Genomic DNA, 23,608 nt, shown 5'->3' on the forward strand with positions numbered 1-23,608 from the left:
CCTCCAGCTTACTCAGAAGGATGTGCAGGTAGGGTAACGGGATAGCAAACGGCACAAAACCGGCCGGAATCGGGTTCAGGAGACCTAGCGCTTTGAATTGGCATTTTCACTCGTTAATACTTTTGGTCCGGCTTATCTGATTCGTGAACAAGTTACGGGATAGCCTAGGAACGCTAAAATTCTTGCATCTGCAATTTCGCCATTACGCACAGCGAATATCGTTGGAAGCCTTCAAAGTCGCGATAAATTTTTCATAGGTCAAATCCTTCGAAGGCTCTTCTACCGTTCCCTTTTCAGGGTTCACAAATGCCAGCCATACCGCATTGTACATGTTCTTTTGGCGAAGTCTGGTGCAAAGAATCTGGAATCGATCGAGATAAGACTTATTATTAAAAACTTGATCAATGGAATAAAACTTGCTTTTGGGCTTTGTAATTTTTCGGCTATCCTCGCAATCGCGGACAAGCATGACGTAGCCCAAAGCAGGCGGAACTGCGCTGTTGCCTAAAAGATTTTCGGAGCTGGCGGTTTGAGCGTCCACAGCTGAACCGAGCGATTCTTCCACGCGGTTATTCGCGTTGTTGCCAAAGGAGCTGTTGATGGTTTTCAATTCAACGGCTGCAACGAGTTCATTCTCGTGGAAAGCAACAATATCCCAGGCTTTTGTGGGGCGGAACCAACCGGGTATGGACAGTTCCCCGCGTTTTATATGTATCCCGTCTTTATCAAAGCCCTTTTTGACGAGATCATCTGCAATCAACTCAGCGAGCTTATCGAGATGCTTTCCAGAAGTGATACCTTCGCGATTGCCTTGGTCGGCTTGCCCGTGTGTTTCCTGTTGTTCTTTCGCTTCGTCGATGGCGGTATAGACTCCGAGGACCGCAGCCTTTACGTCGTCACGCATGATGTTTCTCGTTTCTTGTTGCCTTGTATGCGGCTTGGGTGTAAGTAGAAGCCTTGTCGCGGTTGCGCTCGCGGAAAGCGAGACGTAGGCCGTTCCGTATTTCTGGCGAGAGGTCGTCATATTCCGGTATGTGAAGCAGCTTCAGATATTGGGCTTGGAAACGCAGCGTATTTCCCCTCATTTTCACGCCCAACGTGTCAATGAACATCTGTGTTTGCCGGCTCATCAGCAAGCCGCCCAACACTTCCAAATCCCAGATATCCGAGTCTATCCAATAGCAATTGTGGTGAGGATATTTGCCTTCGGAAAGAATGGGATCCGGGTGGGCTGCGAGATCAGGCAGCAGAAGCAGTGGGCGAGAGAGCAAATCGAATTTCGGTTTGTCGATGGTGCGATACCATTCAGCCTCATTCTTTCGTGCTATGTGCCTGCGTTCGAGACGAGTGCGGTGCGCTTCGTAATACGCTTTCAGTCTCGGGTATTTGCTCAACGTAACGAGGTCGCCGTTTTTACTCCATGGATTGATGAGCCAACGTTGTCTGTCGCTTTGGCCGCGCCGGTAGTCTCGCATATAAAACAGTGGCAAAAGGCGTGACGGCTCAACGATATTTGGGTTTTCGGTCAGGAAGATGTCGTCGCAGCCGGTTGCAATCCCGATGCCGATGCCAGCAGCTTCGACCAGTTGCGGATACCGGTCGACGGCTTCATGCACGAAAGCGACATCTTCGGCATTCCCCAAAGAGAAAACCCTATCGCCCGACGGTTTTTCCAACACAGCACCCGAGCAATGTGGAGCCGGTTTATCGGCTGAAGGGTGTTCGAGCCAAGCGTGCAAAGAAGGGATGTCCGCATATGAGAAATCGCTCTCGCAAGAGACATATGCAAAGGAATCGTTTCGGCGCTGCTTGGTGATGGTTGTAATGGCAGGGTAGGCGTCGACTTCGGAGGCAAAGGCGTCGACACCGTACATCCGAATATGGCGGGTCAGGTTGAAAGCGGAGCCAAACAGGTCATTGTCTCGGTTGAGTTCGGCGCGCAGCTTGCGTCCGTAGGCGTTTTGCATCCAATGATCCGAGCAGATGAAGCCCAATGTGCCGCCGTCGTTGAGTAATGAAAGCCCCTTGTCGAAGAAGCCGATATAGAGGTCGCATCCGGCGCTCATACAGGGCAATGCCTTTACGTAGGCTTCGCGCTTTTGGCGGTTGATTGATACGGATCTGATATAGGGAGGGTTGCCTACCACCCAGTCGCATGCTGGAGCGTCGGTCAGCAGGAAATCCGCGCAGATGAACCAAGAATTTATAAGGTTGGTTGCGACGGAAGCTGGGCAGCCGTGCTCGGCCAGAATCTTTGCCGCTCCTTCTTGGGCTTTTTTGAGGGCAACCGGGTCGAGATCATAGGCTCTGAGGCAACGCGAAAGCTGCTGCCAAGAGAGGGAACCTTTTTGTTGTTCCGTCGCATTACATAGTCGATCGATGATCTGTGAAGTAAATGAGCCTTCTCCGCAGGAGGGTTCCACAATACATTTGGATAGGATGTCATGTTTGTCGTCATAGCCAACCAAATCCAAAATAAAGTCGACGACCCATGGTTTGGTATAGATTTTGCTGCCTTGAGCCATGAGCCACCGCCTTTCATTGCAATCCGTTTCAACTATAGGTCTCAGGTAGGAATCAAGGCAAGACGTAGAGAAAACTTGAGTATGAATTGCCATACTTATGGAACCCAGCAGATCTAAGTGCAAAAGAACTGCAGGTAGGGTAACGGCATAACAAACGGCACAAAACCGGCCGGAATCGGGCTGACATCACTTAGCTCAGGAACGGTTCCTGTACCTATTGCGGTTGAGGAAGACGGAGGTGGCGCACGCCCCGATGATGCCGAAGATGATGAGCACAATCGGGAAGTTCTGCCCATGCCCGCCTGTAAACGGAACGCTGGAGACTGTGTCGGGAGTCGCCGGGTCTTTGATAGTGATGCTTACGGCTGTGCTGACATTGCCGTCCAGATCCTTGGCAGTAATGGACGCGCTTCCCGTGCCGTGCGTGGAGCTTGCCGATTTCCTGAATGACCATGTGCCGTCTGCGTCGCTCGTCACTTTGCTGGTCATGCCATTGGGCCAAGTGATGGTGATGATGTCGTATGCTTCGGCAGGGCCGCCCTCATGTTCGTAAACAGTTCCAGAAATAGCCTCATCAGTACGGAATGTATTTTTACTCATTGCAATAAATGGTGGGACGCCATCATTTGACCAGCGTGCATAGAGAACAGTCGTGCCATCCGCGGGATACATCCTGTCCCCCATGTGATATGTAATACCGTTGCCGTCCCTTCTGGTATTCCACGAAAGGAATGTGCAACCGGGTTTTGCAACGAGTGCATTGCCGGTGGGAATGATTATGCTATTGCCTATTCCGGTTCCCGTAGTCCCGGTTATATTTGGAATGGTTCCGCTGCCTCCATTGGCATCAAATAGCACAGTGAATGGCATGCTTAACGTCGTGACATATGTACCTGCCGCGCCTCCTGGGTTTTGCGAAGCCGCGATAAGATTAGGAGAAGTATAAGAGGGGGCTGTTGCTTGGTTGCCGTTTCCAGAAAGCCTGTACCATGTCGCGTTGTACAAAGAAACATTATTGTTTGTTGCATTACTTAATTTTGTTTTTGCTCCGATGCTAATGCGTTTCAAGTTGTTCGTCGTGTAGAACATTTGATCCATGTTGGTGACGTTGCCGGTGTCCCAGCCAGATAAGTCAAGCGTTTTAAGGTTGCTTACATAGCTGAACATATTTTGCATGTTTTGAACGTTGCTGGTGTCCCAGCTTGATAAATCAAGAGTGGAGAGGTTTGGTGAGCTGTAAAACATGTCATTCATAGCGATGACGCTGCTGGTGTCGAATCCAGATAGGTCAAGGACGGAGAGCGTCTGCAAGTTTTTGAACATACAGCTCATGTCGGTGACTTTGCTGGTGTCCCAGCCTGTGAGATTGAGCTTAGTCAGCATTCTCATGTTGTAGAACATGCTGTTCATAGTGCTGACGCTGCCGGTGTCCCACTCGGACAGATCGAGCGTAGCAAGAGGTATGCCGGCAAACATATAGCTCATGTCGGTGACTTTGCTGGTGTCCCAGCCTGTGAGATCGAGGGTAGTCAGTGTTCTCATGTTGTAGAACATACTGCTCATGTCGGTGACTTTGCTGGTATCGAACTTGGAGAGGTCGAGGCTGGTGAGGCTGCTGCACATGGAGAACATGTTGCTCATGTTGGTGACGTTGCTGGTGTCGAACTTGGAGAGGTTGAGGCTGGTGAGACTGGTGCAGCTGGAGAACATGCTGCTCATGTTGGTGACGTTGGTGGTGTTGAGGTTGCTGAGGTTGAGGCTGGTGAGTCTGTTGCAGTTGTAGAACATGCTGCTCATGTTGGTGACGTTGGTGGTGTTGAGGTTGCTGAGGTCGAGATTGGTGAGGCTGCGGCAGAAGTAGAACATGTAAGCTGCGGCTTGGTCTTGCAGAGAAAGAGTTGCGCTGGGGGCGAGCGAGAACTGTCCCAGATTGCTCATTGAGGCGAAAAGGCCGGTGTAGTAGTCGTTAGGGGCTGAACCCTGAGGTTTTGCTTCTTTTGTTGCTTTGACGGTTAGGTTGCCTTCGATGATGACTTTGGCGATTTCGCTTCGGTAGGTGTCGTTGGTTACCCAGGGGATGTCGGTGATGTCGGTGTTGGTTACCTCGTCATGTCGCCTGATGTCGGGCGAGGTGCCACCGGAGATGTGGAGGGTGCAGCCGGCGTCGATCGACCAGCGGACGTCGCTGTCGCCCCACGGCGTGCTTCCGACGGGCGTGCAGCTGTGCACCCATTTCACGTAGAGTGTGGTATAGCCTGCGGCCGGGTAGAAGGTGCTGCCGGCCTGGTAGTCGGATCCGTTGCCGTCGGGTTGGGTGTTCCATGACGTTGCCGCGTAGCCGTTTCTGCTGATTCCGGTGAATTGGGGGAGGGTGACCGTGCTTCCCGTGGTGCCGGACAGGACTTGAGGCGTGGTACCGCTTCCCCCGTTGAGGTTGAATCTAAGCGTGTAGGATGCAGAACTCAGCCCGCCGTTGACCACGTAGGTGCCTTGTGCATGCCCTTGCTGTGTCTCCGTGTAAAGCTGATCGGTTGTGATGCCGGTTTTTGCCGGGTTCGGGCTCCCATACATGCGTGTCCAATTAGCGTCGCGAAGACGAGTATCAGAGTCTATTTTCGTTTTCAACCCCAGAACAAGGGTGGCGAGTCTGTCGCAGCCTCTGAACATGTTGCTCATGTTGGTGGTGTTGGTGGTGTTGAAGTTGGTGAGGTTGAGGTTGGTGAGTCCGGTGCAGCCGTAGAACATGCTGTTCATGTTGGTGACGTTGCTGGTGTTGAAGTTGCTGAGGTTGAGGCTGGTGAGGTTGCTGCAGAAGCTGAACATGCGGCTCATGTCGGTGGTGTTGGTGGTGTTGAAGTTGGTGAGGTTGAGGCTGGTGAGGTTGCTGCAGCCGTTGAACATGCCGTGCATGTCGGCGACCTTGGTGGTGTTGAAGTTGGTGAGGTTGAGGCTGGTGAGGTTGCTGCAGTTTTCGAACATGCCGCTCATGTCGGTGACGTTGCTGGTATCGAAGTTGCTGAGGTTGAGGCTGCTGAGGGCGTAGTTGCCGAACATGTCGCTCATGTTGGTGACGTTGCTGGTGTCGAAGTTGCTGAGGTTGAGGCTGCTGAGGGAAAGGCAGACGGCGAACATGCCGCTCATGTCGGTGACGTTGCTGGTGTCGAAGTTGCTGAGGTTGAGGCCGGTGAGACTGCTGCAGTAGTAGAACATGTAGCTCATGTTGGTGACTTTGCTGGTGTTGAAGTTGGTGAGGTTGAGGCCGGTGAGACTGCCGCATTTGGAGAACATGTAAGCTGCGGCTGAGTCTTTCAGGGTAAGGGCCGCACCTGTGGTAATCGAAAACTGGCTTAGTTTGTTCACTGAAAAAAGGCCCGTGCAGTAGTCGTTAGGGTACGTGCCCAGATATTGTGCTTCTTTTGTGGCAGTAACGGTCAGGTTGCCTTCGATGCTGACGGCGGTTATTTGGGTTCTGTACGAGACATAGGTTGAATTGGAGTCATCTTTGATCCATGGGATGTGTGTTGTACCATCCTCTGGCCGGATGTCCGGCGACGTGCCTCCGGAGATGTGGAGGGTGCAGCTGGCGTCGATTGACCACGTAACGTCGCTGTCTCCCCATCGCTGACTTGGAACGGGAGCACAGCTACTCTGTGGCCCCACAGTTGCTTGCTGTTTGGGGTTTTCTTCTGGGCTCGTTGTTACAGCGGTGTCGTTTTGTTTGTCTTGTGTTTGGCTGTCGCTAGCTGATTCGTCTGCATTCTTGCGTTGTGCAGATGACGCAGCATCTGCAGCTTCCCCATTTTGGTTCGGTTTAGTTTTCGATGGAACGGTGCCGCTTTCCAGATGATTTGACTCAGTGCTGCTTGGTTTGGATGCGATGGATGGAGATTGACTGGATGAGGTTGCGTTTGGTTTAGCTTCGCTTGGTGAGGTTTGGTCGGCTGCAGTTTGGCTTGGCGGATTCTGGCCAGGGGTTTTCGAAGGATCGTCCGCAGAAGTCTGAGCCGGATCCGCGGCGTCGGTGCTTTCTGCATTGGGCGTTGACGGTGCTGGGTTGGCTTTCTGTTGCTCGGAACTCGGCTGCGTCAAGGCGGCGGGCAGGGTGTTGGCCATAGCCGTCTGGGTCAGCGCGGGGCTGAAGGAAAGAGCGCAAACGAGGGCCGCCCCTATCGCCTTGAATGCATTGCGCATCGTTTTGCTCCCTTCTTCCTTCTTTGGTCTCGTGCCCGTTTCATGCGTCATCGCGAGCACTTTTGCCCTCGCCGTTCGTCGGCCGGCATACTTCTTTCCAGTAAATTAGATAATCAATATGCGCCTTTTATATTACCTTGTTTGTGGGATAATAAATGCGGTGGATTCGGCGTTTTATGGCCGGTAATTGGTCAACTTACGTAATGCTACGTAATTCCAAGGAAGTAATACGAAATATTATCGGTTCAACCGGTTGCCTTGGTGTGTCATTCGCGGCTATCGGGTATGGCGACGGCCGGTCGGGCGCGGGGAACTTGCGGGGGCAACGGTGACGGTATGCTGGAAGGCGCGTGAAATTCGAACGTTGGAGGCAAATCGTGGAGTTTGAGGTGTGGCCTGAGGCCATTGAGCTGGGGCACATGTTCGCAGATCAAGGATACGAGCTTTCGCTGGTGGGCGGGCCCGTGCGCGACCTGCTGTTGCACCGCAAAAGCCACGACCTTGACTTCTGCTCCTCCGCACGACCCGAGCAGTTCGAGCCGATCCTGAAGCGTTTCGGACACGATGGCTTCTGGGATATGGGCCGCAAATTCGGCACGTTGGGTGCGATGCGGCGTCGCAAGGACGGCACCGAAGTCAAGGTCGAAGTCACTACGTACCGTTCTGATAAATACGACCCCGATTCCCGCAAGCCGGAAGTAAGCTATGGGGATTCGCTGGAAGGTGACCTTTCGCGGCGCGATTTCACTGTCAACGCGATGGCTCTGCGCGTCCCCGACCTTGAGTTTGTGGACCCGTTCGGCGGGGCCAGCGATTTGGCTAAGGGCGTATTACGCACGCCGGTCGACCCGCGGCAATCCTTCGAGGATGACCCGCTGCGCATGATGCGTGCGGTGCGTTTCGTTGCCCAGCTCGGCTTCCGCATCGAGCCGGACACCGCCGAGGCTATCACCGACATGGTCGACCGCATCTCCATCGTCTCCGCCGAGCGCGTGCGTGACGAAATCACCAAGCTGCTGCTTTCCGGGCGCCCGCACGAGGGCATCGAGGCGTTGGTCGATTCCGGCTTGGCTGATATCGTATTGCCTGAGATTCCGGCGCTGAAGCTGGAGATCGACGAGCATCATCGTCACAAGGACGTTTTCGAGCACACGCTGATGGTGCTCGACCGTGCGATCGCACTGGAAACCGGGCCCGACGGGCCTGTGCCGGCACCTGATTTGACCTTGCGCCTTGCCGCATTGCTGCACGACATCGGCAAGCCCGCCACCCGCCGCTTCGAACCGCACGGCAAGGTGAGCTTCCATCATCACGACGTGGTAGGGGCGAAGCTGGTGCGCAAACGCCTGAAAGCGTTGCGTTTCGACCACCATATCGTCTCCGACGTCAGTGAGCTGGTGAACCTGCATCTGCGCTTCCACGGCTACGTCGACGAGCCGTGGACGGACTCTGCCGTTCGCCGGTATGTCAAGGATTCCGGGCATCTTTACGAGCGTCTGAACCGCCTGACCCGCGCCGACGCCACCACGCAGAACAAGCGCAAGGCGCTGATGTTCTCCGATGCGATGGACGAGCTGGAGGCCCGTGTTCGCGACCTGAAGAAGAAAGAGGACTTCGACGCGATTCGCCCGGACGTCAACGGTAACGAGATCATCGAAATCCTCGGTATCAAGCCCGGCCCGGAGGTCGGCCGCGCCTACAAGCACATGCTCGACTACCGCCTCGATCACGGCCCCGCCGACCACGACACGGCGGTCGCCGAGCTCAAGCGTTGGGCCACTGATGAGGGCTTGGTCAGCTAATTCGACTGTGACTGTCGACAGCACGTTTGATATCGGCAATGTACGCGAATGCGCGAAAACGTACGCGAATGTACGCGAGATTGTACGAGATACTCCGAAATAGTACGAGTTACCGCGAGTTACCGCGAAATAGTACGAGATAGTACGAGATTGTGTACGCGAATGTACGCGAATACGCGAAAACGTACGCGAATGTACGCGAAAATGTACGCGAAAATGTGGGCGAGATAACGCGAGTTACCGCGAGTTACCGCGAGTTACCGCGAGTTACCGCGAGTTACCGCGAGATAACGCGAGATAACGCGAGATAACGCGAGATAACGCGAGATAACGCGAGATAACGCGAGATAACGCGAGATAACGCGAGATAACGCGAGATAACGCGAGATAACGCGAGATAACGCGAGGCCCGCCAAAATACTATGGCGGGCCTCGCGTTTTCGGTTTGTTTAGTTATTTGTGGACTGTATAGTGTGCACCTCTTGTAACCCCATCACGGCTAACCATCCCTCTCGCCTCAAGGGATCTCAACTGTTGGCTTGTCCAAGAAATGCTTAAGCCGAGCTGTTGCGCTACTTCGCTTGTCTTCATTGGTTGGGGGGATTCTGTCAAGAGGTCAACTATGCGGCGTTCATTATTGGAAAGCCCCGAGTTCGCTTGTTCGGATTGTTGATTTTCCGCTTCCGATACATCTGTCGCTCGCTTCTTAACGTTCTTTATCGGCACGGTCAGCGTCGTGCGGTTCGGGAACGACTGGGTGGTGGTGAGGGTGGCGTCTTCGGCGCCGATGTCTGCAGCGCCCTGGCGCATCACATCGAACCCGCTGCCCATGCGTTCCCCGCCGCCGACGAGGTTGAACATCGCAAGCAGCGTGGGGTTGCGTGAATCCGAGATGCCGCCTTGTAATACTTCATCTTTGGTGAGCCTGAGCCCGCCGGGGTTGGTGAATTCGAGGCAGTCGAGCTCGCGAATGACAACGGTTCCGCGTCGGCCGTAGTAATCCGCGTGGACGAGGGTGTTGGTCAGCGCCTCGCGTACGGCCTTGTCCATCGGGCCTTCGTCGATCCGCTGCATGTTCGGGGCGAGCCGGAAGGGGTGCGGAATGGCGGCGATGAGTTTCGTGGTGACTTTTAGCCAGAAGTCGTAAAGATTGCCGCTCCATGTGCCTTCGGTTGAAATGATGCGGTCGTCCCAGCGGTTCTGCCCGAGTTTTTCGTGATAATCGAGGAAATAGTCGGGGAATTCCCGCGTGATTGCCTGATTGTCGCAGAACATCAGCAGGCCGGCGCGGGTCGGATAAAGCGTGGAATCCTTCGCGAAATCCACGGCGTTGAGTTTCAGGAGGAAATCCTTGTCTGGCAGGCTGTTCCACGGGTGGTCGGGACGCCGGAACGCAAGGTTCTTGCGGTAGGTGTCGAGCGTGTCCTTGCTGATGGCGTCGAGACTCACCTCTTCTACGATTTTGCGGTCGAGAGGGGCAAGGCTGCTGTCGCGTAGCATCGCACGGCTTTCATCGGCCGTGCAATGGTAGTCGCCGTCCGCGTTCCGGCGGTATGCGCCGGTGAGCGGGTTGGGCCCGAGATAGACGGGCTTGTTTTCCCGTCTGGCTGCGGGGACGTTGATGACGACAATGTCTTTGCCGTTTTCGGACTGGACGCTTATGTCCTCGTCTGTGAGGATATTGATGCTGACCTTTTCACGGTCGTTGAGAGTGCTCCAGAAATCTCTGATGAGTTTTTCGGCGTTGTCCACGCCGGAGATGGACAGTTTGCGCGTTGCTTTGTCTTCGGCGACGCCCAACAGGATTTTTCCGCCCTCGCTGTTCGCGAAGGAGGAATAGGTCTCCCAAATGCTATGTGGAAGGCCGTGTTTGGCGAGTTTGGCCTCTATCTGGTTGGTCTCGCACAGCTTCGAAATGTCAAGTCGATCAGCCATGATTCAACCTTTCCGAAAGCGGCTCCATGCCTATTGGTATTCCTTTATTCGATGATAACCCAGAATAGAGAAGGCTTTGATCGGTCGCAAATCCCGCCGGCCACGATACCGCTGTCGCTGAGTTGAAGCGTTGGACTGCGAAAGTTGGGTTATAGGCCAGAAGGTGGCTTAATCGCCGAGTAAGCGTGGGTTATAGGCGCAATCAAAAAACTCGTGCGGGCCGCCAGCCGAAGCCAGCGACCCGCACAAATCATCTACATAAGTAAGGACGATAATAGACAACGCCCTATCGGTGAAGTCCAACGGAGCGAAGCTTTGAAGACCCGGGCTGATGCCCCGAGGTGAGACGACTCCAACCGACGTTTCGAACATATCACAACGGTGTTTGGTTCTCAAATTTTCTCAAGGTTTCTTGATTTTTCCTTGATTTTGCTGTTTTAATTTGCAATTCGTCTCTCAATGTGTCACGTTGGATATGCCGCACGCACGTGGCACGGTAATCCCGTGAGACGGAGAACCGGAAACGTGCGGGCGACCGGCCGGGACCATAAGGCCGGCTGAATCCACATAAGTTTGGAGGCCTGAAATGGCGTCTAGAAATAGAAAGCCCGGGGACTCCGGGCTCTGCCGGCTCGCGGCGGTGGTGTTGCTCGCGATGGTGTCCAGGGTTGATCCCCTCTGGGAGGCTGCGATTCTTGCAGGTTGCCTGTTGTTGGTGGTCTGGAAGCTAGAGTAGCGCCGGTACCGAACTACCTTTGCAGGTAGCGAGGCGGGTTTCGGCGGCGGAGTAATCTGCCGCCGATTTTAAAAGCTAATATTTCTAAATCGCTAATTGCGAGTAATTACTGCTTGGGCTGGCGGAAATCCCGGGGAAGCTTGTTGACGTCGACTTTGCTCGGCGGGATGCAGCCCTCGATGTTTTTGATTGCGGTGCCGGAGGCGGGCACCGATTCCTTTGCGGCCAGATCGGTGAACGTCGAGCCGATGACCACGCTCACCACCGCGTCCTGCCGCTGATCCATCACCATTTTCGCGTCGGTCAAATTGCTGTAGACCGTATAAGCCTGCGCAATATTGTTGCGTCCGTAGTAAATAGTGGTCCGTTCGACTTTTCGCGAACTGAAATCACCCACGGTGGAGACGTTGAAATGACGGTTTTGCAGCGCGTCGCCGACCGCTTTGGCAAGGCCGACCGCTTTCGTCCCGTTCAATACGTTGACCTCAACGTTGCCGTTTGCCTGATACGCGGCCGGACTTTTAACGGGGTCGTCGGATGCGCAGACAAGCGGCGCCCCGAAATTGGTTTGCGCCTGTGGCACGCCGGCGTTGCTTTTGCCGATGGTGTGGAAGAAGACGAAGAACGAAATCACGAGCGCGACAACGAGAACGGCCGCAATCGTTGAAAACACGCGCACCTGACGGTGGTGCACATACTGCTTGCGTGCCTGGCGTTCGTCGCTAAATTGCTGCATTGTTCGTTCCTGTCAACCCGTGTCTGGGCCATTCCCCGCAAGTTCGTGGACTTACCCGACGTGCAGGGGATTTGGCGAAATATCGACGTTTTCACTCTACCGTGAGAGTGTGACGCGAGGACGGGTATTCGCGTTCGGCGGCGACAAGGCTAACAAAACCTATTCATAATATATTGTATTGAAATTCATTGGATTATAGTTACTTTTCGAATGAGCCAGAAGCTGCGAGAATAGGGCGAACAAAGAGAGTCAGCTTTCGGCCGCGACGGCCGCCAGTGACGCGAATTCTTCGATGGTCAGGGTCTCGCCGCGTCTGGTCGGGTCGATGCCGGCTTTTGCGTATGCCTCTGCCGGTACCAGCTTTTTCAGTGCCGCGTGCAAGGTCTTGCGGCGCTGGCCGAAAGCAGCGTCAATCAGCTGGAACACCTTCTCGCGACTGGCTTGTGCTCTAATGGGTGAGGTGGGCCGATTCGTGGTATCTGTGGATTGCGAATTTTGAAGGGCGGACTTCTTGTCGGCGTTCTGGCCGGGTTTTGTGTCGGCGTCGCTCGTCGTCTCATTTTTGCTGTTGGCGTTTTCGTCGTAGCGCGTGAACGAAACCAGCGCGGAATCGACGTTCGGCGCTGGCCAGAAGACGTTGCGACCAACGAGTCCGACGCGCTCTGCTTGCCCGTACCATGCCAGTTTCACGCTCGGAGTGCCGTAGATCTTGGAGCCGGGCTTGGCTGCAAGCCGGTCGGCCACTTCCTTCTGCACCATGACGAGGAAATGGTCGAGGTTTTCGAAGCGTTCCAGCAAAGTCAGCAATATCGGCGTCGCCACGTTATAAGGCAAATTGGAGACGAGGGTAAAGGGGTTGCCGATACTGCCACTTGTAGTGTCTGGGCAGCTGGCGGATGATTTGGCACTGCCAATATTGTAACCAGTCGTTGAAGTCTCAGATTCTGACGCATCTTTGCTGGTAGCGTCGTTTCCCTTAACGTTCGCTAGAGAGTTGCCATTGTTGTTGCTGGAATCCGAATTTGTCTCAGTATTTATGGCCGAATGCCTACGGCCAGGTTGGCAAACATTGTTCGGCGCAAAATCTGGTAGCGTCTCGGGACTCAGGCTCATCGCGTCGGCGGTGACGATGGTAAGTCGGTCGGTCGCTTCCGGCATGAATTCGGCGACGGTTTCCGGCAGACGTTTCGCCAGCGCAGGGTCGATTTCCACCGCCGTGACGGATGCGCCGCTTTCCAGCAATGCCAACGTAAGCGAGCCCAGGCCGGGCCCGACTTCGAGCACTTTGGTATCGGCGGAAACCCCGGCTTCGCGCACGATTCGCCGTACGGTCCCGGGGTCAATCACAAAGTTCTGCCCGAATTTCTTGGTCGGGCTGATCCCCGCTTCGCTAGCGATCCGCCGAATATCCCCCGCCCCCAGCAGGTGGCCGGTATGAGACTGTCCGTTGGCGTGAGTGGCCGAAGCGTCCCCATTTTCTGCGTCTTTCGTTCCCGATAAATGGCAGGTATGTGACCGACCGTCTGTGTGAGTGGCTGAAGCGTCGTTATTTTCTGTTTCTTGCGTTTCCGATAAACGGTCCGATAAGTGGTCCGATAAGTGGCCGGTGTGCGACCGGTCATCTATCCGACTAGGCGGCGTCGCCTCATTTCTCGTTTCTGCTGTGCGTTTGTTGCCGCCGGACGGAACCGTTCCAGATTGCCCCATCATGTCCCTCGTTGCTCGCTCGTTCATGCAGTCCAAATTACTCGTAGGCGTGGCGCGGCTCATTGCTTTGCAGTCAGCCAGTCGATGATATTGACGATATTGATGCCGTCTTCGGTGGTCCCGGTGGAGAAATGGTCCAGCGTCAGCACCGTCTTTGGGAACGAGTCGCGCAGAGCTTGCAACGGCGCGAGCTCACGGGCGCGAACGTCAGCACCGAGCATGGTTTCCGTAACTTGGAAATATTCTATTTTCGCGTATTTTCGTGCCACAAAATCGACTTCCGCCTTGCCGTCTGTGCCGACCTCCACCTTCCAGCCGCGGCGCAGCAGCTCGTTGCATACCACGTTTTCGAGTTGGAAACCGAGGTCTCGGCTGGCTGAAAAGTCGTTCGCCATGTTGCGCAAGCCGGTGTCGACCGGATAGAACTTGCGAAGAGGCGTGAGCGCTTTTTTGCCCCGAAGCCCGGTTTGTGCCACGCCGTTGATGATGAACGCCTGACTCAACGCGGCGATGTAGTTTTCCACCGTTTCCGCCGAGGTCTTCCTGCCGGAGCTCACCAGTGCGCCGACGATTTTACGTGTGGAGAAAAGGTTGCCGGATGTGGAGAACAGGTACGAGACCAGGCGGTTGAGCAGAGCGATGTCGCGGATATCGAGTCGTTCGGCCACGTCGCGCAGGATGACCGTGTTGTAAATCGAGTCCAATTCACGCGCGATGATTTCCGGATTCCAGGATTGGAGTGAGAAAAGGCTTGGCATGCCGCCGAAACGCAGGTATTCCAAGAATAGATCATCGGTTGATTTTTTGGCAAGCACTTTGGCGCTGGTTTCTTTGAAATGGTCGATGAAATCGAGGTATTCGGCGAACGAAAGCGGGTAAATGTTGAAAGTGATGGTACGTCCCGCAAGCAGCGTCGCGAGATCGCTCGAAAGCAGGGCCGCGTTGGAACCGGTGATATAGACGTCGGTGTTTTCGCGTGTGTGCAGGCCGCGCACGACCTTTTCCCATTGGTCGACTTCCTGAATCTCGTCGAGGAAGACGTACATCATCTTGCTGGGGTCGCTGCGTTCGAAGGCTTTCGAGAGTTCCCGGGTCAGTTCATCCCCGGTCTTGCGCATAGGCAGGCCGAATTCGTCGAAGCGCTTGTAGTAAATGTTGCTTTTTGGCACGCCAGTGGCTGCCAGTTCGTCGCAGATCATGCGGAGGATGGTGGATTTGCCGCAGCGGCGGACGCCTTGAAGCACCTTGACCTGTTCCGTGCCGATGAAGGGCTTGAGTTCGGCAAGATATTGCGGTCGGAGGACGGCGGTTTTATGGTTCATAGTGATGCTCCAAAGTGTCAGTTGTAACTTACACTTTAGCATAAAATTGTAAAAGTGTAAGTTATACCTGACACTTTCATAATAAAATGTAAGAGTGTCAGTTGTAACTGATATTTCGAGGTTTGTATGCTGGAAGTTTCAGTTACGCCTGAAAGTTGATGGTGAAAACGGCAAAAGCGTCAGGTATAACTTACGTTTTACGGGATAAATATGAGAGCGTCAGGTATAACTTACACTCTCATATTCAGGAAGACGAAGACTTACAAGTCAGATTAAGGACCTGGAATCGCGGAATGCTACCGCTATCGCTACCATCCACCACGCGTATCAGTAGCTGCCGGTTTGCAGCCAGTGGTTCCAAGCCGCTGTCGGGCTGCCGTACCTGTTGTGGATATAGCTCAAGCCCCAATCAATCTGGGTGGCGGAGTTGTCCAACCAGTCGCTGCCGAAGTCGGCCATTTTGCGACCGGGATACGACTGGGGAATGCCATAGGCGTTATTGTATGGATCATTGCGACCATTATTGTAATACTGTGCGTTCCATCTCCAGCCGGATTCCTTGTTCCACATGTTGATGAGCGGCTGGCAATCCCCCTGGCCCCAGCCCCATCCGCTGTGTTGCATCACCATTGCGCAGGCGTAGGTCTGTGCCACCGTTCCGGAAGCATGCCACAAGCCGCCTTGGTTGGGTGTCGAAGGTGCGGGTGCCGGAGCCGGCGCAGGACTTGGTGCCGGTGCCGGCTGTGAGGGCTTGCTCGGCTGCTGTGGCTGTTGAGGTTGCTGCGGCTGTTGAGCCGGCGCGGAAGGTGTACTCGGTTGGCTGGGCTGATTTGGCTGTTGTGACGGAGCAGAAGGTGAAGGCGCGGACGGGCTCGAATTGCTCGAATTGTCATTGCCCTTGTTCGCGTCACTACTGCTGTTTGATCCGCTATCAGAGTCGGTTCCGGTTCCAGTGCTACTTCCATTGCTGCTGCTATCGCCGCCGGTTGAAGGCGCCGGAGCAGGCGCTGCCGGGCCCACGGCCACAATCTGGTCGACCGGCACTTGCGTGACGGCTTCGGATTTGAGCGTCGAGCTTTCGGCCTGTCCGTCGACGTAGGTGACGTCGTAGACCTGCTGTTTGTTGCCGTTTTGGCCGGCCTGGCGAATCTCGGTCTGGCCGGGCTGGAGGTTCGGGTCGACCACGGTGCGCGTGGAGAACGGCAGGCTGACGTCCTTCGTCTCCTCGCCATGGGTGACGCGCTGGACGCGCAGAATGGTCTGCCCATTTTCCTCGCTGACGCTCACCCGGTCGTCTTTGCCGATGGTGATGTTTTTGGAATCGAGAATCGAGGCGGCCGTAAGCTTGCCGTTGGGTGCCACTGAGGTCTTGCCGTCGGCGATCACCGTCACCGGGCCGGCCTTGTTGATGACGAACCCGCCGGTGAGCTGGTTATAGACGTTGCCGACGTTGACCGACACCTTTGCGGCGTTCTGATCATTGGCCTTGAAGAAGCCGAGCAGCTGGTCGGCACTCGTCGCGTAGGTCCAGAAGGGCACTTCCTGGCCCTCGATATTGATGGTGGTTTGGTAGGCGCTGCGCACGGTGACCACATCGTTATTGGTAAGCCCCGCCTGCTCGTTGGTGGAATCGATGAAATCGTGGGTTTTTGTCTTGACGCCCTGCGATTCAAGGAATCTGGGAACGCTCGCCGAATAAGTAGTGACGTTTTTGGTTTCGCCATTGACCGTCAGGGCCACGGTTTTGCGCGCGGTGATGGCGAAGAAAATGATGCTGGCCAGCAGCACCACGCCCACGCAAACCGCCACGCGAATCCTGCGCAACGTGACGAAGCGCCGCGGAGTCCATCGACGTGCCATCCAAACCCCCTGAAGAAATTGCCGGATATGCCGCGCATATCCATAGTCCTATCCATTCTACAGTCTATCGGTTTCACGCTGGGGGTTGCATGCCTATCCGGGTTATGAGGTCAAGGTTTTGCAAAGAAAGCATGGCTACAGACGGCGTACTCAATGGCGCTGTCCGAAAAGGTGCTTTTCTCCTCACGTGGGTTATGAAGCAGTGGGAAAAGCACTAAAACGGCCTCGAAATGGTGCTTTTTCCACGGGAAGCCTGTCAATCAGTGGGAAAAGCACTAAAACGGCCGTGGAATGGTGCTTTTCTCCTCGGTTGGGTTGTGAATCAGTGGGAAAAGCACTAAAACGGCCTCGAAAAGGTGCTTTTCTCCTCGGTTGGGTTGTGGGGCAGTGGGAAAAGCACCAAATCGGCGTTGAAATGGTGCTTTTCCCACTGGAATCCCAAAGTGCTAGGCACTTTTAAAAAGGGAAAAGGGGCGGGAGAGAAGGGGATATTCCCGCCCCTAAAGGGCGAAGCAAATTGGGGGAAGTTTCGCCCTTGGACGTTGCCCCCGTATGGAAGAGGAACAACGCTTACTTACTCGAGCACGAGTAATACCGTCGGCGCCTCCTTCACGCCGGGATCGCTGTGACGTGAGGTTTACGAACCGCCACAACGCACACAACCCACTCTCGTGGGCTTACAACAAAATCCGTTACTGCTTTAATTGAAGCGCACCGCTTGCCTCAACCGCGAACAACTACAACACACAACTCAACTGCACACATCTACAACACAAACAACCCTTGTCTCTCACCGCAACATCGCACCGGTGAGCCTCCTGTCGGGATCGAACCGACGACCTGCCGCTTACAAGGCGGCCGCTCTGGCCATCTGAGCTAAGGAGGCGTTGGCTTCGATCGTATCCGACAAAACCAGACAGACCATTACTGTAACAGCAAGGCTCGATTACCTTGAGGCGTTCGTTTGGCTTTCGTAGTACGCGGAAATTTGAACTAAAAAATTTCATCATTCCAAACGTAATTCAAACGTTTGTGATAAGTGTTACTTAAAACGAAGTATGACTACATTCAGGCTTGACATAAAACGTTCCACGTTTATTTTTAGTTCCGGTTTTCTATGGGTGTTAAAAAGTGATAATTACTGATATAAATGGATTTCTGGCCTCTTTTATCATTCTACGTCATATAAAATGGAGTTGCGTTTTGCGCAAAACGACTTCGCTAGACGAGACATGATTCGGCGGGTTTTGACTCGTGTTATATTGTAAGAATGCTGCTTCTTGCACATCGTATTTGGTATTGCATTTTCGTAAATGCCACATAGCTTGTTGGGGGGTAGGAATGTTAGGACATGATCGGCCGGTATCCCGCAAGGGTCCGGCAAAGTGGACAACGTTGCTAGCGCAAAGAGTATAGAGGACAGGGCATGGCTCGGCATACACGCAATAGCTACGCACGGTCGACAGCTAATACCTCTTGGTATGGTGCCGCCGACGCTGGAGATTTGCTGATTCAGGCCCGTCGGGCGCAGGAAATCAAAGAACGTAAGCAGCGTCGTGTCGTCGGATTCATTGCTTTTGTCATTGTCGTCATTTTCGTGGCCGTTATCGGACTTGTCAGTTACCGTTCCATTGCCAAGCGCAATGCCGCACAAAATATTACCGAGGATCAGGCTTACTCCGCGTTGCAGAGCGTAAAACTGAAGCCGAGATATACCAACGACAAAGGTGGCATACTCTTTTCGCACGAGGGATACGGTAAAAAGGCCGCCAACGCCCCGACGCTCGAAATCTACACCGATCCGATGTGCCCGGGATGCGCCGTCCTCCATCAGCAGATGGATGCGACGTTCCGTGCGTTGCTCGATGCCGGTCAGATCAATCTTGAAGTTCACCCGGTGACGTTCCTGGACAACATGTCAACCGATCATTATTCATCGCGTGCCGATAACGGCGTGGCCTATATTTCGTCCAACGACCCCGACCCCGACCATCTGCTTGACTTCCTCACCAATATCCACGCCGATGCCTTCCAGCCCGAAGAGGCGGCCAATTACAAGCCCGTGAGCAACGAACAGCTGCAGCAGCAGGCCGTGGCGTCCGGTGTTCCGGCGGATATTGCCGCCAAGGCTTTCGGCAACGAATACGAGCCGTGGCTTTCCGCAGCTGCGCAATACACATTGCGTCGGCCTGAGCTCAAGGACATCACCGGCCAGTTCAAGGGCAAGCTCACCACGCCCGTGGTGGTCATCAACGGCAAGATGCTTGATATTTCGGGAATTTCCGACATCGGCCTCACCTATAAGGTGGCCATTCTGCAGTCCATCGGCCTTGCCAATGAAGACATCGGTATGCCCGGCAGGCAGCCGGCCATCGGCAGCAACGGCAGTCCAGCGTTCCCCAAGACCGAGCCTTCTGCGTGAACTTGCTGCGGTTTTGCCGGTGGGGGCGGCTTCGGCGGTAGTGGCGGTAGTGCTGGCTTTGTAATCTTGCCTGTTTTATTGCGGTTTTGTAGTTTTGTAGTTTTGTAGTCTTGCTGACGGCGAGCTGTAGGTTCTATGCGCCGCGTTGATTCGGGTTTCCGCTCCTGCTCGTTTGCTGCGGAGCTATACAGGATGGCTGATGTCGGCTGACGGATACAGTAAACAAGCCAAGTGGTTTCGCGCCGGGATACGGATACAGCAAACACGTTAAATGGTTTCGCACCGGGATGCGGATATAGAGAGATACGGTTGCCGCAAAGTTGTCAGTCAAGCGGTGAGGCCGGGACGATGGGCCTTCTGCGATGAAGCGATGAAGCCGTGAAACAGTGAAGCAGTGAAACAGTGAAGCAATAAGTCTGTTAGTAATAAAGCAATGAAGCAACAAAGTGGCAAGGCAATAAAACAACAAGTCTGTCAGTAATAAAGTAGTAAAACCTGTTAACGCTGAAACGGAGTAATCATAAAGTTGTCAATCGCAGCGATGAATCGTGCCGATAACCGACAAAACCGGCGGCAGACTGCACGCAAAAGCGTGAATCTACCGCCGGCTTTGTGAAGCGGGATGGTGAGAATCTTGTCAGCTCAAGGATTCAGGCGCCCCGGTGCCGATTTTCGGCTTGACGCCTTCCTTGCCGACTTGTGCCTCTTTGATGCCAAGCGACTTCAGCAGAGCCTGCTGCTGGGTGATGCCCAGCTGCGAGATCTCGGACATGTCCATGAGCTTGCCGTTGATGGTGACGGCCGGGGTACTCATCTGCCCGGAGCTGTTGAGCAGGTCCTTGCGCCGGACCGTGTAATCGTATGACGCCTTGAGCCACTTGTTGTACGTGCCGTCGAACGCCTTGTTCATCACGTCGCGGGAAATGCCGGCGGACACGGCCTGCGCCTGAATCTGCGCATTGCTGGTCGGCTTGTAATCCGGGCCTTCGGCGGGCTGGTAGTCCTTCTTGTAAAGGTTGCTGACGAAATCGAGCAGATGCTGGGAATCCGCATCGTGGCTGGCGACGTAAAGCAAGGCGCCGGCGGCGCGGGTGGAATACTGGTCGGTTGAATCCGGGTCCAGGAAATTCATGAAATGGTAGACGAGATTGATCTGGCCGGAATCCACCAATTTATCGAGGTCGGTGTCGATTTGGCGGTGCAGCGAACCGCAGCCGGGGCAAAGCGGGTCCATGTAGATCTCGACGGTCGGTACTTTGGCGATCTTCTTGTCGTAACCGTCCTTGGAGATGAGGATACCGCCCTTGCTGTCGATGTGCTTCGGCTTGGTCTTCACTTTTTGCAGGGCGGAATATGAAGCATCCGGGGTGATCTTGTTCGCCTCGTGTTTCTTGTGGATGGATTGCAAGGAAACCACGGCGATAATGATGGCGAGAATGAGGATGATGGCAACGACGAGGGCGCCGATGATGGTCTGCTGCTTGCGTTCCTTGGCAGCGGCCTCTTCTAGCGCTTTCTGCCGTGCCTCTTCCTCGGCTTTGCGTCTGGCTCTTGTCTGGCGTTTTTGCGCTTTTTTATTGCCCTGCTGTGCCATATGTCCTTCTTTATATTTACAGAAATGCTGCCAATCGCGGGTTCATCGACCGTTAAAACGACTCAAGCAACAAATGTACTCAAATAGACTCAGTGTTCTCTTATTTTGCACGTATGGGTGGATGAATAGCCCTACAGCTGAGTGCGTTGGCGGTTTCTTGCAGATATTGCCACTTTGTCTAAATTGTACGATTTCGGTTTGCCTACGACATTGATAGTGTATCACAATTGGGGATTGGGGAGTGGAATCCAGTTGATCTGATGATTGGTGAGGGCCAATGCGAGCGCCGCAAGCGTTGCTATCGCCCAAATCGCCAAAAGCATCCAGCGTCGAGTCGAATGGTGTTTGAGGGTTTTCGCGCTTTCCGTGTCTGTTTCGTCGTCTTCGCCGTCATCTATATCGTCGATATCGTCTGCGTTGCCATCGATATCGCCCATCGCGCTTTCCTGATTCGATGCGTTTCCGTATCCGTCTGCTGCAGGATACGGGGAAAGTGGTTGTGCCGCAACGTCTGGCTTGGGATAAGCGGGGCCGCGCAGACGGCCGGCGCCGATACGCAGCAACGTGGTCTTCGGGCCGAAAACGGTGACCAGCCAGGCGACGGCCATGAATATCGCCAGCGATGCACTCGAATAGGAAAGCGAAAGGTCGGCAGGCAAGGGGAGCGGGAGGTGCCAGGAACCAATCTGCAGAGCCGCCATGTGCGTGGGAAGTCCCGAAACCAGATTCACCACCACCGGGCCCACACCGGCGATGATGAAAAGGATAAGCGCTCGCGGAATGGTGAAAATCAGGGCTTTGAGGATATGCCAGGGAAGACCGACGGTGCGCAGCGCCGGGTCCCCTCCCTTGCGGATGCCGCCGCGGCGACCTTCGCGCTCAAGCTGGCCCTCTTCGCTGTAGCCCAGTGTCAGAAGGAACCAAAGCAGGGCCGTCGCGCAGCATATCGAAATTGTCGGCATGCTTGCCGAAAGCAGCGCGAACGGAATCGCCAGAAGCCACAGCGGCAGAATGGAGCGCGAAATGAGCTTGCCGCGCCTGACGTCCGCGGGGTTCGCCGCCGGCTGTGGTTCCAGCGATTGAATCATGGGCTGGGGCTGGGCCTGCTGGGGTATGTAGCCGGGTTGCTGCGGTTGCGGCGTATAGCCGGGTTGCGCGTTCGGCTGACCATATATATATGGTGCCGGGGCCACCGTGAGCGGCATCGTGGCGTCTTCGGTTTGTTGTGGTGTCGCCTGCGTGTTCGCAGCGCAAAGAGGCGACGTCTGCTCCAGGCTTTGTGTCATCCCTGCGCTGAGTGGCATTGTCCCGGTAGCTGGGGCAAGTGGAACCGTTGCGGCCACATCGCCGTTGCTTTTGCCCTGTGCCATTGCCTGTGTGGAACCGCGTATTTGACGTTGCGGGGAATTGATCGGCTGCGTAACCGATATAGATGGGTCGTCAGTCCAATTGGCTCGGGGATTGTTCGGCGCCTTGTCCAAGGAATCCGAATCAGGCCGAGGCGTTTGGCCAAAAGGGGGCACCACCCCTTCAGCGCTGTTGTCGCTCTTGCCGGTGGCGTTTTCAATGCCGCTATTATCGTCATCGTCCAGCTCGCCGTTTTCGAACGGATTCAAGGCGTCGAGTGTGATGGCTTGCAACAGTTGGTCGGGGCTGCAACGTTTCGTCGGATCGGGGTTGAGCGCGCTGCGCAAGGCGTTAAGCGTATTGGGCGGCAGGCCGGCGAGATTCGCGTTGCCGCTCGCCTCGCGTTCGAGCACGGCCATCATCGGCTTGCTGCCGAAAACCGGCCGGCCGGTGGCGGCGAAGGCGATGACGCTGGCGAGCGACCACCAGTCGGTGGCCTCGTTGCTTTCCGCGCCGTCGATGATTTCCGGGGCGATGAAGCCGGGTGTGCCCATCACCAGTCCGGTTCGCGTGACGTGGCTTTCGCCTGCGGTCATGGCAATGCCGAAATCCACCAGAACCGGGCCCGCGGCCGAGACCATGACGTTGGTCGGCTTGATGTCACGGTGGATAATGCCTTGCGCGTGCACCGCGCGCACGGCATCGATAAGTTTGGAGGCAAGACGCTGCAGGTCGTCTCCGACGTAGCGCCCGTTTGCCGCCACGTCGTCGCGCAGGTTCTTGCCCTCAATCAGCTCCGTGACGATGAAAGCCAGCGAATCGTCAAGCTCCATGTCGACGATGGCGCAGACGCCGGGATGGTTGACCTTGCGCATGGCCACCGCCTCGCGCCGCATGCGCTCGCGGGCCGTGACGTGCGGGTCGTGGCTGTGGTGATGGTGCTGTGTGTTACTTGCGTCGGTGCCGTATCTATTGCCGGCAGCGTTGCCGTTTGCTGAATCGTAACCTGCGGTGCCGGAACCCACAGACCCGTTGCTGTCGGCTGCGTTTCCATAACTCCCAGAATCGCCTTCTGATGACATATCGTCGTTTTGATAGCTGTCACTACCGGTTTCGCCATCGTCCTTGAGCGAATCCCGCAGGATTTTCATGGCGTAGACCTGCCCGCCGTCGTCGCGCACGCGCCAGACCGAGCCCATCGCGCCGCCGCCCAGCCGCGAGATCAGCGTGTATCCGCCGACGATCTCCCCAGGTTCCAAGTCCAACGCGTTCAAGTCGCTCATACCCCTAATACTACCGAGGTGGCTGCATCGTTACTGTTTGGATGCCAATGCTGTTTGTTTCTGAGTCATAGGGTGCATGTTTTCGGTACTGGTGTGAAAAACGTGCAAGTTGCTTCAGGTAAGGTGCATGTTTTTGACGGTGCTGTCA

12 protein-coding genes and 1 tRNA gene are annotated in these 23,608 nt (G+C 55.0%); 2 read left to right on the forward strand and 11 right to left on the reverse strand.

The features are described 5' to 3' along the window. Positions 1-202: 202 nt before the first annotated feature. The 3 genes from OZX67_RS00350 to OZX67_RS00360 form a co-directional block, all read right to left on the reverse strand. On the reverse strand, positions 203-904 hold the full coding sequence (locus OZX67_RS00350) for a PaeR7I family type II restriction endonuclease (protein ID WP_277143088.1): 702 nt from the start codon (positions 902-904) through the stop codon (positions 203-205). Beyond that, positions 897-2,648: an Eco57I restriction-modification methylase domain-containing protein gene (locus tag OZX67_RS00355; RefSeq protein WP_277143091.1), complete on the reverse strand. Its 1,752-nt coding sequence runs from the start codon at positions 2,646-2,648 to the stop codon at positions 897-899. Before OZX67_RS00355 ends, OZX67_RS00350 begins: the two co-directional genes overlap by 8 nt. A gap of 72 nt (positions 2,649-2,720) precedes the next feature. Beyond that, the gene (locus OZX67_RS00360) at positions 2,721-6,716 is read right to left on the reverse strand and encodes a BspA family leucine-rich repeat surface protein (protein WP_277143094.1); all 3,996 of its coding nucleotides are present in this window, start codon (positions 6,714-6,716) and stop codon (positions 2,721-2,723) included. Between the two features lie 377 nt (positions 6,717-7,093). On the opposite strand from OZX67_RS00360, the gene OZX67_RS00365 reads away from it, so the two are divergent. Next, positions 7,094-8,518: a CCA tRNA nucleotidyltransferase gene (locus tag OZX67_RS00365; RefSeq protein WP_277143096.1), complete on the forward strand. Its 1,425-nt coding sequence runs from the start codon at positions 7,094-7,096 to the stop codon at positions 8,516-8,518. Positions 8,519-8,971: 453 nt separating this feature from the next. Here the strand turns inward: OZX67_RS00365 and OZX67_RS00370 are convergent, their stop codons facing one another. The 6 genes from OZX67_RS00370 to OZX67_RS00395 all read right to left on the reverse strand — a co-directional run bounded on the left by OZX67_RS00370 (position 8,972) and on the right by OZX67_RS00395 (position 17,700). Further along, positions 8,972-10,453 carry an RNA-binding domain-containing protein gene (locus tag OZX67_RS00370; protein WP_277143098.1) on the reverse strand — a complete coding sequence of 494 codons (1,482 nt, stop codon included), beginning with the start codon at positions 10,451-10,453 and terminating at the stop codon, positions 8,972-8,974. Positions 10,454-11,295: 842 nt separating this feature from the next. Then, a complete protein-coding gene (locus OZX67_RS00375) occupies positions 11,296-11,925 on the reverse strand; it encodes a LytR C-terminal domain-containing protein (protein WP_277143099.1) in 630 nt (209 codons plus the stop codon). Positions 11,926-12,174: 249 nt separating this feature from the next. Beyond that, positions 12,175-13,695 (reverse strand): rRNA adenine dimethyltransferase family protein, encoded by a 1,521-nt coding sequence (locus OZX67_RS00380; protein WP_348519605.1) that lies wholly within the window; start codon positions 13,693-13,695, stop codon positions 12,175-12,177. Further along, positions 13,692-14,954 (reverse strand): ATP-binding protein, encoded by a 1,263-nt coding sequence (locus OZX67_RS00385; RefSeq protein ID WP_277143101.1) that lies wholly within the window; start codon positions 14,952-14,954, stop codon positions 13,692-13,694. Before OZX67_RS00385 ends, OZX67_RS00380 begins: the two co-directional genes overlap by 4 nt. Before the next feature lie 327 nt (positions 14,955-15,281). Beyond that, positions 15,282-16,814, reverse strand: coding sequence for a G5 domain-containing protein (locus OZX67_RS00390; protein WP_277143104.1), 1,533 nt, complete (start codon positions 16,812-16,814; stop codon positions 15,282-15,284). Positions 16,815-17,626: 812 nt separating this feature from the next. Further along, a tRNA-Thr gene (locus OZX67_RS00395) sits at positions 17,627-17,700 on the reverse strand. Positions 17,701-18,240: 540 nt separating this feature from the next. Between OZX67_RS00395 and OZX67_RS00400 the strand changes: the two genes are divergently transcribed. Then, on the forward strand, positions 18,241-19,236 hold the full coding sequence (locus OZX67_RS00400) for a DsbA family protein (protein WP_277143106.1): 996 nt from the start codon (positions 18,241-18,243) through the stop codon (positions 19,234-19,236). A gap of 637 nt (positions 19,237-19,873) precedes the next feature. Here the strand turns inward: OZX67_RS00400 and OZX67_RS00405 are convergent. After that, on the reverse strand, positions 19,874-20,830 hold the full coding sequence (locus OZX67_RS00405; protein WP_277143108.1) for a thioredoxin domain-containing protein: 957 nt from the start codon (positions 20,828-20,830) through the stop codon (positions 19,874-19,876). Between the two features lie 221 nt (positions 20,831-21,051). Further along, complete coding sequence (locus OZX67_RS00410; protein WP_277143111.1) at positions 21,052-23,460, reverse strand: serine/threonine protein kinase; 2,409 nt, start codon at positions 23,458-23,460, stop codon at positions 21,052-21,054. Positions 23,461-23,608 lie beyond the last annotated feature (148 nt).

It is taken from the genome of Bifidobacterium sp. ESL0728, from assembly GCF_029392015.1.
Classification (GTDB): Bacteria; Actinomycetota; Actinomycetes; order Actinomycetales; family Bifidobacteriaceae; genus Bifidobacterium.

Bases quoted from the DNA above. Each gene is read 5' to 3' on its own strand.
- OZX67_RS00350 (WP_277143088.1), bottom strand. From the start codon at position 904: ATGCGTGACGACGTAAAGGCTGCGGTCCTCGGAGTCTATACCGCCATC.
- OZX67_RS00360 (WP_277143094.1), bottom strand. From the start codon at position 6,716: ATGCGCAATGCATTCAAGGCGATAGGGGCGGCCCTCGTTTGCGCTCTT.
- OZX67_RS00370 (WP_277143098.1), bottom strand. From the start codon at position 10,453: ATGGCTGATCGACTTGACATTTCGAAGCTGTGCGAGACCAACCAGATA.
- OZX67_RS00375 (WP_277143099.1), bottom strand. From the start codon at position 11,925: ATGCAGCAATTTAGCGACGAACGCCAGGCACGCAAGCAGTATGTGCAC.
- OZX67_RS00380 (WP_348519605.1), bottom strand. From the start codon at position 13,695: ATGAGCCGCGCCACGCCTACGAGTAATTTGGACTGCATGAACGAGCGA.
- OZX67_RS00385 (WP_277143101.1), bottom strand. From the start codon at position 14,954: ATGAACCATAAAACCGCCGTCCTCCGACCGCAATATCTTGCCGAACTC.
- OZX67_RS00390 (WP_277143104.1), bottom strand. From the start codon at position 16,814: ATGGCACGTCGATGGACTCCGCGGCGCTTCGTCACGTTGCGCAGGATT.
- OZX67_RS00400 (WP_277143106.1), top strand. From the start codon at position 18,241: ATGGCTCGGCATACACGCAATAGCTACGCACGGTCGACAGCTAATACC.
- OZX67_RS00405 (WP_277143108.1), bottom strand. From the start codon at position 20,830: ATGGCACAGCAGGGCAATAAAAAAGCGCAAAAACGCCAGACAAGAGCC.
- OZX67_RS00410 (WP_277143111.1), bottom strand. From the start codon at position 23,460: ATGAGCGACTTGAACGCGTTGGACTTGGAACCTGGGGAGATCGTCGGC.